Genomic DNA, 13,002 nt, shown 5'->3' with positions numbered 1-13,002 from the left:
AAGTGCCAGGAGAGAGGCGGCGGAAGGCGATGTGCATGATCCACGAGTGGCGTGTACAGTAACTCCCCGTGCGGCCCGCCGTACCGACCATCGGGTGGCAAGATCATCTGGTCGGCAGGGTAGGCTGTACGAGCAAGTCCGGGTGGCGGAATGGCAGACGCGCTAGCTTGAGGTGCTAGTGCCCGTATAGGGCGTGGGGGTTCAAGTCCCCCCTCGGACACCAAAGATTTGCTTCACGGTGCGTGTCGAGATCGACATCAACGCGCACCGTTTGCGTTGTCTGGCTGGTAGCTCAGCCGGAGGCCGAGTTGTCGGTAGACCTCGGCACCAGTAGCTGGTTCCGTTAGGTGAGACGTCGATCCCACTCGCGATGCCGTGGCCAGTGCATGCTCTCTGGCGACCTCTTCAGCACACCCGAAGCCATCGACCTTCGGAAGGTTCAGCTCATCACGCCGCGATGCACCCTCGCTCATGCCAAAAGGAGTGCATCGGTTTGGCGGCCGAGGCTCGCGGTGCTTCGCCGCATCGCCGACGGATTATCGGGCTCAAGTCTCAGGGACGCAGGGTTACCTTGCCGGTGGTTCTGCGGGCGATGAGGTCCTCGAAAGCGCGGCGGGCGTCCTCCAGGGGATATGCCGCATGGACCATCGGCTTCAGCACTCCGGCAGCCGTGAGCGCGAACATCTCGGCCAACGGCTCCGCATAGGCGCCGGGAACGGTGAGGGCCGGGCGTAGCCAGAAGCCCATCACGGCGGTGTTGCGGTCCGCGAGGGCGCTCGGATCGACAGGTGGACAGCCCTCGCGGGAGGCATTCCCGAAGGTGACCAGACGTCCGAAGTTCCCCAGGATTTCGAGGCCGGCGCTGAACACGCGGCCGCCAATCGACTCGAGGACAACGTCCACCGGCATGCCATCGTTGGCCTCCAGGACCCGCTCGGCGTAACAGTCCGGGTCGCTGGACACGGCGACGTCCGCACCCAAGGAGAGGGCCAGGTCACGTCGAGCGTCCGTAGAGGCTGTCGCGATCACACGCCCGGCACCGAAGTGCTTGGCGAGCTGCACAGCAAGCGAGCCGACACCACCGGCCGCGGCGTTGACGACAACGCTCTCACCGGGACGCATCCGCGCACAGCTTCTCAATACATGCCAGGCGGTCAGGCCCTGAACGAGAAGCGCGAGCGCCTCGGCGTCGCCCACCCCGTCGGGCACCACAACGGCGTCCGCGTCTTCCACGACCGCTTGCTCGGCAAAGCCACCACCGCCGAAAATCGGTGCGAGCACCCGACGACCGTCGCTCACTCGCCCAACCACCTCAGTGCCCGGGATGAATGGCAGCTCCGGCACCGGACGGTACGACCCGGCAATGCGGCTGGTGTCGGCAAAGTTAACCCCTGCCGCACTCACGTCGACGAGCAGTTGCCCATGGACCGCCATCGGCTCCGACACATCGACGATCTCCAGAACTTCGGGACCGCCGAAACGGACGCACTGCACAGCTCGCATGATCAGCAACGTACCCCCCGCCGGCAGTAGCCGGCGACCGCAGCATGATCGATCATCCGCTTTGCTGCCGGTCGTGGGCCGCCAAGCGATGTGCCATCACGTACCGTAGTTCCTCCCGACATCCTGTGGCACGCGGAGCCGATGAGCGGACCGGCAGCCGATGCGAGTCGGAGATGCGGTAGCTGGTTGAACGTCAGGGCGTGACGTCTACCAGCACCTTGCCGACCGCGCCGGTCTCCACCGCTCGGTGAGCGTCGGCGGTGCGGTGCAGTGGCAGGCCATGTTCTTTGCCGACCGGCAGCGCGCCGTCGCGGATCGCGACGGCGACATCCTCGACGGCTGCGGCGCGCGCCTGCGGGCCAGCCGTATAGAGCACCAGGAACTGTAGGCGCGTGTTCAGCACCATGTTCTGCCCCACGTTCAGTTCGACCGCCTGTCCGCCCTGGTTGGCGTACGTCGCGATCGTGCCGCGGGTACGCAGCACGGCCAGATCCAGAGTTAGGTTCGCGCCCAGCGCCACCTCGGCGACGATGTCGACGCCGTCCGGGGCGATCGCACGGATGGCGGCGGCCGGGTCGCCCTCGCGATAGTTGATGACGTGGTGGGCGCCGGCGTCGAAGCCGGCCTCGTCTGGCAGCGGCACGGCCTGATCGGCGGGTACGACGGTGAACTCGGCGGCGGTGCCGGTGGGCCGCCCCGCGGCGGCCATGAACAGCCACACCCGCTGACCGACCCGGCTCGGGTCGACGCCGTCACCGACGGCGTCGATCACACCGGCACCGTCGAGGTGCGGGGTGATCTCGGAGAACAGCTTGCGGTGGGCGACGCCGGAGCGGGCCTGCCAGTCGGTCGGGTTGACCCGGACACGGCAACCCGGACGCGGACTTCGCCGGGTGCCGGCGTGGGCCGGTCACGTTCGACGAGTTGGAGAACGTCGGGGCCGCCGTTGTCGCGGTAGATAATCGCCTTCATGATCCATCCAATGTTCGATCTGCATCGAACTGTTCGAGGCGCGTCGAACAGTACGATGGGAGTCGAACTTTCGCAACGTCTGGCTAGGCTTCGTCTCGTGACCGAGGTGATCGAACCCGCCATCGAGACCGTGACGATCGACGTCGTGCTCAGCGCGCTTGCCGACCCGTGCGGCTTACGCTCGTGCGCGCCTTCGTCGCCGCTGGGGACTGGACCTGCGGCAGCGACGTCCTGAAGGACACTGGCGTCACCATCGGCAAGTCAACGCTGTCGCACCACATCAAGGTCCTGCGCGATGCCGGCCTGATCCGCACGCGCGTCAACGGCACCCGCCGACTCGTCACGCTACGTTACGCCGAGGTGGAACAACGCTTTCCCGGCCTGCTGACCATGCTCCGCGAACACGGCCCTACCCGTGGCGCCGCGAAGGCACCCTCCTCAACCGCATGACACGTGAACCGGGGAAGGTTAATGGCGGGTCCCGTCGTGGCCTGCAACTACGGCAACGAACGCCGTGTCGGAGCACGCTGGCAGGAAGGGGCGTTTACCGGCTGACGGCCCGGAGCAAGGACTACCGGTACTAGACGAACCCGCAGGTCGCAAGGAACGAGCCGCCATCCTGGCGATCCAGGCCGGCCTTGCACCCTGACCAGAACCAGCAGCAGTGCCGCCGGTTGAGCTCCTGGATTATCGCAGCGGGCTGAAGAAGGCGCGCAGGTCGGCAGCGAGCAGGTCGGGCTCTTCCTGGGCGAAGAAGTGGCCGCCGATCCTGGGCTCGTGCCAGTGGGTGAGGTTGGCGTAGGTGCGTTCGGCGAACGACCGGGGCAGGCCGGCGTCCTCCACGCTGACCGTGATGCCGGCGGGCACGGTGACCATTGGCAGATGTGGGGCCTGGCGGTCGTCACGGTAGGGCCGGAAGGACGTGCCGATGCAGTTGGTGACCCAGTAGAGCATCACGGTGGTCAGCAGCTCGTCGAAGCCGAACCGGCGGGAGATGTCGCCGCCACAGTCGCTCCAGCGCTGGTACTTCTCGATGATCCATGCGGCCAGTCCGGACGGCGAGTCGCTCAGCGCGGCCGCAAGGGTGTCGGGCCGTGTTTCCTGGAGGATTCCGTAGCCCCAGTCATCTTGGGCCTTCGCGTCGAGCATGGCGATGAACGCCTCCTCGGCTGGGCTGAGGTCGCCCCTGCGGTCCGCTGGTGGGAACTTGATGTGCTGCGAGAAGACCCCGATGACCCGATCTGCGTGGCGGGCGCCGAGCCACGTCGACACGCCGGACCCGATATCGCCACCGTAGGCGCCGAAGCGGTCGTAGCCCAAACGGGTCATCAGCTCAGCCCACACGTCCGCGACAGCCGCCTCGGTCGTCGGGCCCTCGGCGAGTGGACCGGAGAAGACGAAGCCGGGCAGGCTCGGTATGACGAGGTCGAAGTCTGCGAGCCGGGACACCAGGGGCAGCATCTCCGTGTAGGTGCTGGGCCAGCCATGGGTCAGGGCCAACGCCGTAGCGTCGGGCGATGCTGAGCGAACATGAACGAAGTGGACCGGCGAGCCTCGGACCGTGGTGACGAACTGAGGGTACCGATTGAGGGCACGCTCGACCGCACGCCAGTCGAATCCATCGAGCCAGTACCGCACCAGATCTGCCAGGTACCCAGGGTCGGTGCCGGCGGCCCACGGCTCTCCTGGGGCGGCTGGCGCGAGCCTTGTCCGCGAAAGCCGAGCCCGCAGGTCGTCCAGGACGGCTTCGGGCACATCGATGTGGAAGGGCGTCACCCGATCATGATTTCATCGCAAGGAGTCACTTGGCAGCCGCCCGAATGGGCAGGCCGGTGGCCTTCTCTGCTTGTGTACAGCAACGGAGTCAGTGACCGAGTGAATCGCCGAGGCGTGCGGACGCTCGGGGACCGTCACGGCTCGAGTGGGTCAGCCTTCCGGGTGCCCGTCGTAGACGCGGATCTTGTACTCGGTGGTCTCCAGCGCCAGCCTGAGCTCACGGATCTGCCGCGTGATCCGGTCGTGCTGGTCGCGCATGATGCGTCGGCGTTCCGTGACGGTGCTCGGGCCCTGCTCGACGAGCGAGATGTAGCGTTTGAGATCGGTCATGGTCATGCCGGACAGGCGCATCCGGGTGAGGAAGACGAGGCGGCGCAGGTCGGCTGCGGAGTACTCGCGGTACCCGGAGGCGTTGCGGGCGGGACGCACAAGTCCCTCCTGCTCGTAGTACCGGAGGGTGTGCGTCGACAGGCCGACAAGCCGGGCCGCCTCGGCGACACTCCTGGGTACCGTCGAGGCCTCGATGGGGGCGTCGTCGAGCAACTCGTGCAGCGCGTCGATCGTCGAGGAGGACGGCCCGTCGCTGGCAGCGAGGATGCGTTCGATCAGCGCTTCGGTGGCCATGGCCGTCAGCGTACGGCGATCAGAACGCGCGAACCGCGGGCGGTATGCCTGGGAAGTCCGCCGACTCGCTCACCGACGCCCACTTCTCGACGTCGTCGAGCGCCCCACGGTAGACGCGGGTGAGGTTGCGAACCGCCTCGGCACCGAGCGGGAGCCGCAGCGGCGCCTCGGGTGTGTCAAGCATGTCCCGGATCACCCGGGCGGCGCGTGCCGGGTCGCCCTCCTGGATGCCGTCGGCCCCCTCCATGTTCCCGCGCACCGCACCGGTGACCCCGTCGTAGATCGAGCTCCGCCGCGCTGTGTTGAGCACACCCGCGGCGTTGAACGCGGTGCGGAAGCGACTGGGTTCGACGATGAGGACACGGATGCCGAACGGTGCGACCTCGCCCGCCAGCGCTTCCGACCAGCCCTCGAGGGCGAACTTGCCGGCCGAGTAGCTGCCGACGGCGGGGAACGACATCCGCCCACCCTGGCTGCTCATCTGCACGATCGCACCAGAGCGACGCTCCCGTAGGTGGGGCAGAACGGCACGCACATAGGCGGCCGGGCCGAACAGATGCTGCTCGAGCATGGCCCGCAGCGCGGCGTCCGTGATCTCTTCGGCGGCACCGACCTGTCCGGCGCCGGCATTGTTGACGAGTACGTCGACGCGCCCGAACAACTCCAGCGCCCGCTGCACGACCCCGGCCGCTCCGGCAGTGTCGCGCACATCGTGCTCGACAGCGAGGAGCCCATCCCCGTACCGCGCCTTGAGCCCGTCGAAGCGGTCAACCCGTCGCGCGGTCCCGATCACATGCTCGCCAGCCTCGAGTGCCGCCTCGGCGAGCCCCAGACCGAGGCCCGAACTCGCTCCCGTGATGATCCATGTCTTCGTCTCGTTCGCCGTGGTCATGGCGCCGACGCTAGAGCTTCGAGCGCGCTTGAAAGCAAGCCGCGCTCAGTCTCCGGAGGCGACCAGCGGTCCCGTCCGCTTGATCCTTCGCGCGACGATCTCGATTTCGAGGCGTGCAAGCCGGGGAGCGCGTCGTACCGGTGCAGGTGGTCGCCGTGGGCGAGGCACCGTGACAGCGCATCCTCTGTGATGACCTCTTTGGCGGATCCGAAGAGGTCACCACCGTAGCTGAGCTTGCGTGAGCTTCAGAGTTGCGCCGAGCGCCAACGGCGGTGGGGTAAAGGACCGTGTCGCCCCTCGGCCACAATTTAGTACATGATCCACTTGGGTTTACCTGAGCGGATACCGTGCGGGCTGTCGGCCGGTAGGTCAGGTTCAGCCCCAGTTCGCGGTAGATCAGGGCCTTGTCGGCGGGGTCGGCGTCGTGGAGCACTGCGGTGATATTTCCCAGGGTTTCCGCGATGTGGCGGATCTCGTCGGGGCTCATTGTCTGGCGTCCGGTGAGGCGGCGTAGCTTGCCCTCGGCGGTGACCTGTTCTGCTTCAAACGGCGACGGACCGGATCTTGCCGGTGATGGCAGGAGGCAGCGTCCGCTCATTGCCGATGTCAACGCGCGATCGACACCTCGATGATGGTGGCCGTTCCTACCGCGGGTCGGCCCTCGTACATGGTGATCGTCATGCCCGGCTGCAGGTGACGCCAGAGGGCGGGGGACAGTGGGCCCAGGCGGACCGACCCTGTGGCACCTGGTGGCAACGCTGGCGCGGACTCCACCCAGACACGTGCCACGAGCAGATCGGGATCGCCCGCGGCTGTACACCGGCCGAGGTTCCACAGCGGTCGGAGGATGCCCTTGCCCGGGATCGGTGTTCGCCGGCCACCCTCGGTGGCCGACAGGAGCCGCAACTCGGCGCGGACAGTTCCGTGGATGCTCTCCCAGCGGGCCCAGTGGCACCACGCGGCGGCGTCGGGCAGCCACATCAGCTCGGCACTGTCGATCAGTAGATCCCACCAAGCGGTCGGCGGTCGCCAACCCGTGTGGAGGTCTGCAAGGAGGTCGAGCGCGATCTCCCACTCGTCGTGGTCGAGGTACTCGCGTACGTCCACCACCGTCACGCCGGCCTCGTTCACGACGTCCGCCGGGACCATGGCCGCAGCTCGACGGAGCAGTTCGGCAACATCCACGCGCAGATTCTTCACCGTCGCCGCAGGATCAGCGCGACGGCTCCCACCGGCGCACCGGCCTGTCGCTGATCGGGCGTGTCAACAGCCGGTGCCCGCTCGGCAGATGTGCGTCGCCGGGGCGAGTGCGGGTAGGGGCTATGCCCAGGGTGGGATGTATCGGCCGATGTAGTCCCGCGCACGGGGGAGCGGGTCACGCCAGTACTGGTTCGGCATGCGGTGGTGGTGCTTCTGGCAGAAATCAGCGAGATCCTCTGCGATCTTGAGGCGCGTGAGCGGTTGGCCTTCGAAGTCCGTGTTGACCGCCAGCAGTTGTGGCTCGGGATTCCAGCCTGAGTGGTCGAACGCCCAGCCGCCCCAGGCGGCGTAGGTGTGGAAGACCTGCCGCTGACCCGGGAGGCGCACCCCAGCTATTTCGATGGGCCTGTTTGAATAGGTCTGCCGGCAAACCCAGGCGAGGATGTGACAGGCTCCCGCGGCGAAGAAGGCCTGGTCTGTCCGGTCCCATGCGACCCGTTGGTCTGACCGCTCGATCGGCGTCCGACGAAACGGTCCCGCTGCTGTGGCTGCCACAGCCCGGACGGTAGTGGATGAGCTGACAGACTCGATCATGCCGAATGGGGCGTCGCGGTGAGTAATCGGCAGTGGTGCCGAAGCCGTCCGGTCCGGTAGCCGAAGAGCGGATGCCCGATCTTGGCAAGTTTCTGTTGACCTCAACCGGAGTTCAGATGCTTCACTTCGGCCATGAATCATGACGGCCTGCGCGTCGCCATCACCGGTGCCGCACGTGACACCGGACGACTACTGGCTGAAGCGTTCGCCGAGCGCGGTGCACAGGTCTTCCTCTCGGCCCGCGACCTGGCTGCGGCCGAGCATGTTGCGGATGCGATCAGCCAGCGGGGACGGGGTCGGGCTGATGCATTTCACTGCGACCTCGCCGTACCGGAGTCGGTGCGCGCGTTCGCCGGTGCCGTAACCGAACGGACAAAGCACCTCGATGTGCTGATCAACAATGGTGCCCCATACGTCGAGGGTGACGACCTGGGAGACGTCTCGGACGACAAGATCGAAAGCGTGATGGCTGCGGGCGGGACCGGCACCATGTTGTTGACCAAAAATCTACTGCCGCTGCTACGGGCATCGTCGCGGCCCGACATCGTTAACATGATCTCCGCGTGCGGCGAGGTGGGGCACCGCCGCTCGGGTGCACATCCTGCGTTCTACGCGGCTAAGCATGCCCACGCCGGACTTGCTGAGATCCTGTCTCACCGGCTCCGGCCAGAAGGGATCCGGGTAATCTCACTTTTTCCGCCGGACTTCGTTCAGGACGGGCCCCGACAGGTAAACAGCGAGCTCACCGCGCGATCGGTCATCGACTGCGTGCTTTTCGCGGTCGGCCAACCACGAGACTGTTTCATTCGTGAGTTCCGCTTCGAGCAGGTTCGGCAGGCGTCCACACCCTGACCGCTCACTGCGCGAAGCAGTCGCTGTCGAGGAGGGGCCGTGCGCCGCGCTGGTCCGCGACCCGTCGTTCCGCGCGGTGGCGGTCGGCTGGTTGGCCCGCGGTGGTGGCACCGCCGCGTGGCGCCCGATCACCCTCAGCCTGGTCGCCGCCGACCCCGCCGACCCCGAACCGCTGCGCGCGGTCCTGACCGGCGGGATCCCGTTGCACAGCGCGTGCGGCTTCGCCGACGACCTGGAAGAGCTGCTGCGGACCCGACCCGACGAGGCCGGACCGATGCGCCGGCTGCTGGCCGCCGTCGACGCCACCCCGGCGTGGCGGGTGGCGCCGGCTGCTGTCGGTCGCCCCGGATGACCATGGCGGGCAGGTGTCCCTGGCGTTGCTGTCGGACGAGACACCCGACGCGATCGCACCGCTGTGGGTTCGACTGTGGGACGCGTATCCGGACGACGAGCGGCGGGCCGTGTTGCGGAACCTCGCCGAGCGGCAACTCGCCGGCCAGCCGATCGACGAGCCGGGGTGGCGTAACGTCCGCCGCAGGCTCATCGACGGCACGGTGACGGCACCCCGGACACCCCACCGGAGTCGGTCGTCGGCGTCGGCACGGCCCTGCTGTTCCTGCCGGCTCCCCGCGCGGGGGACGGGACGTCCGCGCCGTGGCAGTGCCGGCTGGAGTGCCCCCACTGTGGTGTGCCGTTCGACCTCACCAGCGGCGACGGCGTCCGGCAGGCCCGGTGGACCTGCCTGCGGTGCGATCACGACCTGACCATCGACACGGCGACGTTGGCGATGACCGTGCGGGCGATGACGCGGGCCGCCGCGAAGCCGGTGTTCGTCTTCAGCCGGGCCCCCGGTTTCGGCCGCGGATCCACTGCGACCGGTGCGGGCGGGAGATCGCTGCGGATGTGCCCACCCCGGACGGCGGACACGTCGCCTTGGACCGCGAGTGCTGGCTGCTCCACGAGGTGACGGCCGCCGACGTTACAGACTTCGTTGAGCACGGTCGGTACGTCGAGGCGGGCCGGACCGCCGAGCAGTCCGACTAGACCACCCTCACTGGTGCCGGCTGTTGAACTGAAGCCCTGCCGGCGCCAATCAGGGGCCAGACCGCATCGATGCATGGCTCTGCTGTCGTCGCGGTGGCGTCGGTATGGATCCCGCGAGCTGAGACCCAGATACCAACGGCGAAACTCTGAGTAGGGCCTCCTGAACGGTGACCTCTTCGGCCGAAGAAGTCACCACCACAGCTAGACTTGCGTGAGCTTTAGAGTTGCGGTGAGCGTCATCGGCGGTGGGGCAATGGGTTGGGTCGCCCTCGGACACATAATTACCACAAATTGATGATGATCCGCGCAGGTTGACCTGCGCGGATTCTTTCATGGTGGTGTGCAGTGCTCCTGGTCGCAGACGATGGTGATCTTCCTCCTGCGCAGGAGTGCGACCAGGTCGTGTGGAGTCTCGATGCCGCCGGGGAGGCGGGGGTGGGCGGCGAATCGGGCGATGATGTGGTCCTCCCTGAGGTAGAGGATCTTGCGTCGGCGGTTGGTGGGCGCTTGGGTGCTGGTGTGGCCGTGGCGGCATCGGTAGCCGGGGCGTTGATTGATCCAGTGAGATTCCATCCTTCGTCCGCAGGGTCCGCAGCGGCGTCGGTGCCGTTGTGCGCGGGTTGCCGGTTCCAGACCTGCCGGCCCGTGTAGCGCGGATTGGCGAGTATCTCTCGGCCGGGTCCACTGCCGGGCAAGATTGGGAAAGGCCGTCTCCGACTAGCGGAGACGGCCTTTGAACTGGGGGTGGAGCTCAGGTCACTTGGTAGAGGGCTGCCATCCGATGGCCGGAGCGATGGTCTGGGCGATGGTGGTGAGTAGTCGCAGGTTTTCGTCGACTCCGAGTTGGTTGGGGATCGTGAGCAGCAGCGTGTCGGCAGCCCGCACGGCTGCGTCGTCGCTCAACTCCTGGGCGATTCTGTCGGGTTCGCCGATGAAGCTCTTGCCGAATCGTGAAACAGCACCGCCGAGCACACCCACCTGTTCCTGCGCACTGTGGACCATGTCGGCGCCGAACATCTGACGGTCGCGCTCCGTGGTGATGGGCAGGACCGAGCGGGCTACGGAGACCCGAGGCTCACCAGTGTGTCCCGCATGCCGCCAGGCGCTGCGAAAGACGTCGATCTGTTCTGCCTGGGCTTCGGCGAACGGAATGCCGGTGTCCTCGGACAGCAGGGTGCTGCTCATCAGGTTCATTCCCTGTTCGCCAGCCCATCGGGCACTGGAGCGGGTGGATGAGCCCCACCAGATCCGTTGGCTCAACCCTTCCGAGTGTGGTTGGACGGCGAGTCCGGCTCGGACGCCGGTAGCCTTCGGATCGGTGAAGGCGACCGAGCCTCCGCCGATCGCGGTCCGGTAGCGGGCCGCGTGCTCCCGGGCCAAGTCGGCGTCCGTTCCGCCCTCCGGCGCGAAGTGCCCGAAAGACTCGTACCCGCGCAGGGCGGGTTCCTGCGATCCCCGGCTGATGCCGAGCTGGAGCCGGCCGCCGCTGATCAGATCCGCCGCAGCGGACTGCTCCGCCATCGCGAGCGGGTTCTCGTAGCGCATGTCGATGACGCCGGTGCCGAGTTCGATGCGCCGTGTGCGCGCGCCCATCGCCGCCAGCAGTGGCCACGGACTCGCGAACTGCCGCTGGAAGTGGTGAACGCGGATCCAGGCGCCGTCGATGCCGAGTTCCTCGGCGGCGACGGCCAGCTCCACGGTCTGCGTGAGAGCGTCCCGCGCGGTCGGTGTGCTGGTGCCCGGGATTCGTCCGTAATGGCCGAAGCTCAGAAATCCGATGCGCTTGTTCATGCCTGTTCCACCGCCAGTTCGTCGATACGAGAGGCGGCACGATGCTGCGCGCGCTGCAGCAGCATCACCCACACCGAGATCGCGGTGGTCACCACCGCCAAGATCACCATTAGTAGCCGGAAGGTGTCCGCGTAGGGGGCGGCGGCACCGGGACCTCCGGCCGCTGCGCTGTAGGCGAGAGCGGTATCGCCTGTCGCACCGACCAGCAGGCTGCTCAGCGCGGCCGTGAACCCGGCGACGGCGAGCGTCTCGCTGCCCAACCGCGCGAAGTTCAACACCCCGGCGGCGGCACCGGCGGCCGCCGGTCGGACGGCGGCAAGAGCCTCACCATCGATGAGACCCACCGGCAGCCCCCAGCCGAAGCCGAGCAGCAGCATCGGCACGATCAGCACCGCCAACGGCAGCGGCGAGAAGTCCAGAATCTTCACCCTGCCCGGCTCCTTGACCGTCTCCGACGTGGGCAGGAACCCTGTGGCCAACAACATCAGCAACGAGACGCCACCGAGGAGGGCGAAGATGCCACGCTAGCCGACCGCGGAAACCAGGAGGCCCGCGATGGTGGGGGCGGCCGCCAACCCGACGCCGATGGTCGTACCGAGCAGCGCGAACGCCCGGGCTCGGGCCTTGCCCGTGAAGGCGTGCGAGATCAGTGCCGACCCTCCGGTGACGATCGCCGCGGCGCCGACACCCGCCAGCACGCGGCCGATGTCCAAGATCAGCAGGTTCGGGGCGGTGAAGCTCAGCACGGAACCGGCGACCATGACGGCGTTGCCGACGGCGAAGACCCGCCGGTAGCCGAGCCGCCCGGCGACCGCCCCCCACGCGAGGGTCCCAAGCGTCACCGAGAGGTTGAAGCCGTTGACGACCCACTGCAGCCCTGCGGGCGAATCCCCCAGGTCCTCCGCGACTGCGGTGAGAGTCAGGGCGGTGCCAGCGATGCTGATCGGCATCACGAAGATTGCCAGCAGGACAATGGGCAGGACCAAGTTCGCCTTGGTCGGCCTGGGTGAAGCCACGATTGACACCTCTCGTAGGTACGAAATTTTTCGTACCAAAGAAGAGCATGGAGCTGAGGTACGATGCAAGTCGTACCTCAGGAAAGGCCACGTGATGGAGACGACACACCCTGCGACAGCAGACCTGGATCTGGGTTCGATCCTCCAGGCGCTGGCTGATCCTCACCGTCGGCGGGTCATCGCCGAGCTCGCCGCTGACCGGAGCGACCCCGAGCGGACCTGCCACTCCTTCGGCCTGCCCGTCTCCAAGCAGACGTCGACGTACCACTTCAAGACCCTGCGTGCCAGCGGCCTGATCCGGGACTTCAACTACGGCAACCGGAAGGGCATCAGGCTGCGACGCGCCGACATCGACGCCCGTTTTCCCGGGCTGCTGGACCTCCTGGCGGCAGAGCACAGTCGGACCCGGCAACGGGCCGAGACCAAGCCATGAGCGAACTAACCTGACTTTTAACCTGTGCGGCGTGGCCTAGGGCACTCAACGGGGCAAGCACCGCGAGTGCTACAGCTGCGGCTACTCTGGACCTCGTCCAGCCGGCGCGCACCAGACCCGCCTCCACGCATCGCATCGTGGCCTCGGCCGCAATCAGGCGTCGGACTGCCGGCAGCCACGTTACGAAGAGACCTACCCCAACACGGTGGCCGTGTCCCTATCAGCGGTCCGACGACGCCACCCGACCCGGCGACAACACCCTCGGATCATCCGAACGACAGGGGCAGGAAGTCATACCGGGCCGG

The 13,002-nt window shown here is 67.3% G+C and carries 15 protein-coding genes, 1 tRNA gene and 1 pseudogene; 5 read left to right on the top strand and 12 right to left on the bottom strand.

Annotation, left to right across the window (positions count from 1 at the left end):
* Positions 1 to 136: 136 nt before the first annotated feature.
* Positions 137 to 223, top strand: a tRNA-Leu gene (locus AB0B85_RS14420).
* Between the two features lie 329 nt (positions 224 to 552).
* On the opposite strand, the gene AB0B85_RS14415 is transcribed toward AB0B85_RS14420, so the two are convergent.
* Complete coding sequence (locus AB0B85_RS14415) at positions 553 to 1,503, bottom strand: NADPH:quinone oxidoreductase family protein (protein WP_357407210.1); 951 nt, start codon at positions 1,501 to 1,503, stop codon at positions 553 to 555.
* A gap of 193 nt (positions 1,504 to 1,696) precedes the next feature.
* Positions 1,697 to 2,475, bottom strand: a pseudogene (locus AB0B85_RS14410) (zinc-binding dehydrogenase).
* Positions 2,476 to 2,658: 183 nt separating this feature from the next.
* Between AB0B85_RS14410 and AB0B85_RS14405 the strand changes: the two are divergent.
* A complete protein-coding gene (locus AB0B85_RS14405) occupies positions 2,659 to 2,925 on the top strand; it encodes a helix-turn-helix domain-containing protein (RefSeq protein ID WP_357407208.1) in 267 nt (88 codons plus the stop codon).
* 237 nt (positions 2,926 to 3,162) lie between these two features.
* Here the strand turns inward: AB0B85_RS14405 and AB0B85_RS14400 are convergent, their stop codons facing one another.
* From AB0B85_RS14400 to AB0B85_RS14380, 5 genes are all read right to left on the bottom strand, one after another.
* A complete protein-coding gene (locus AB0B85_RS14400; RefSeq protein ID WP_357407206.1) occupies positions 3,163 to 4,251 on the bottom strand; it encodes an epoxide hydrolase family protein in 1,089 nt (362 codons plus the stop codon).
* A gap of 150 nt (positions 4,252 to 4,401) precedes the next feature.
* Positions 4,402 to 4,875 carry a MerR family transcriptional regulator gene (locus tag AB0B85_RS14395; protein WP_357407204.1) on the bottom strand — a complete coding sequence of 158 codons (474 nt, stop codon included), beginning with the start codon at positions 4,873 to 4,875 and terminating at the stop codon, positions 4,402 to 4,404.
* Between the two features lie 19 nt (positions 4,876 to 4,894).
* Positions 4,895 to 5,767, bottom strand: a complete 873-nt coding sequence (locus AB0B85_RS14390) for an SDR family NAD(P)-dependent oxidoreductase (RefSeq protein ID WP_357407202.1) — start codon at positions 5,765 to 5,767, stop codon at positions 4,895 to 4,897.
* A 606-nt stretch (positions 5,768 to 6,373) separates the two neighbouring features.
* Entirely contained in the window at positions 6,374 to 6,952 is a 579-nt protein-coding gene (locus AB0B85_RS14385) for a hypothetical protein (protein WP_357407200.1), read from the bottom strand.
* A 135-nt stretch (positions 6,953 to 7,087) separates the two neighbouring features.
* A complete protein-coding gene (locus AB0B85_RS14380) occupies positions 7,088 to 7,522 on the bottom strand; it encodes a hypothetical protein (RefSeq protein WP_357407198.1) in 435 nt (144 codons plus the stop codon).
* Between the two features lie 171 nt (positions 7,523 to 7,693).
* On the opposite strand from AB0B85_RS14380, the gene AB0B85_RS14375 reads away from it, so the two are divergent.
* Positions 7,694 to 8,413, top strand: coding sequence for an SDR family oxidoreductase (locus tag AB0B85_RS14375; RefSeq protein ID WP_357407196.1), 720 nt, complete (start codon positions 7,694 to 7,696; stop codon positions 8,411 to 8,413).
* Positions 8,370 to 8,765 (top strand): hypothetical protein, encoded by a 396-nt coding sequence (locus tag AB0B85_RS14370; protein WP_357407194.1) that lies wholly within the window; start codon positions 8,370 to 8,372, stop codon positions 8,763 to 8,765. Before AB0B85_RS14375 ends, AB0B85_RS14370 begins: the two co-directional genes overlap by 44 nt.
* 401 nt (positions 8,766 to 9,166) lie before the next feature.
* On the opposite strand, the gene AB0B85_RS14365 is transcribed toward AB0B85_RS14370, so the two are convergent.
* From AB0B85_RS14365 to AB0B85_RS14345, 5 genes are all read right to left on the bottom strand, one after another.
* Positions 9,167 to 9,373 (bottom strand): hypothetical protein, encoded by a 207-nt coding sequence (locus AB0B85_RS14365; RefSeq protein ID WP_357407192.1) that lies wholly within the window; start codon positions 9,371 to 9,373, stop codon positions 9,167 to 9,169.
* Between the two features lie 414 nt (positions 9,374 to 9,787).
* Positions 9,788 to 10,030, bottom strand: coding sequence for a hypothetical protein (locus AB0B85_RS14360; protein ID WP_357407190.1), 243 nt, complete (start codon positions 10,028 to 10,030; stop codon positions 9,788 to 9,790).
* A 183-nt stretch (positions 10,031 to 10,213) separates the two neighbouring features.
* Positions 10,214 to 11,248, bottom strand: coding sequence for an LLM class flavin-dependent oxidoreductase (locus tag AB0B85_RS14355; RefSeq protein ID WP_357407188.1), 1,035 nt, complete (start codon positions 11,246 to 11,248; stop codon positions 10,214 to 10,216).
* Positions 11,245 to 11,676, bottom strand: a complete 432-nt coding sequence (locus AB0B85_RS14350; RefSeq protein WP_357407186.1) for a hypothetical protein — start codon at positions 11,674 to 11,676, stop codon at positions 11,245 to 11,247. Before AB0B85_RS14350 ends, AB0B85_RS14355 begins: the two co-directional genes overlap by 4 nt.
* 96 nt (positions 11,677 to 11,772) lie before the next feature.
* Positions 11,773 to 12,264, bottom strand: coding sequence for an MFS transporter (locus AB0B85_RS14345; RefSeq protein ID WP_357407184.1), 492 nt, complete (start codon positions 12,262 to 12,264; stop codon positions 11,773 to 11,775).
* 94 nt (positions 12,265 to 12,358) lie between these two features.
* Here AB0B85_RS14345 and AB0B85_RS14340 point away from each other — a divergent pair, with 94 nt between their 5' ends.
* Positions 12,359 to 12,697: a helix-turn-helix transcriptional regulator gene (locus AB0B85_RS14340; RefSeq protein WP_357407182.1), complete on the top strand. Its 339-nt coding sequence runs from the start codon at positions 12,359 to 12,361 to the stop codon at positions 12,695 to 12,697.
* Positions 12,698 to 13,002 lie beyond the last annotated feature (305 nt).

This window comes from Micromonospora sp. NPDC049044 (assembly GCF_040649215.1).
Lineage (GTDB): Bacteria > Actinomycetota > Actinomycetes > Mycobacteriales > Micromonosporaceae > Micromonospora.
Note: the sequence above shows the minus strand (reverse complement) of the source record. Positions and strands in the feature narration are given on the sequence as shown.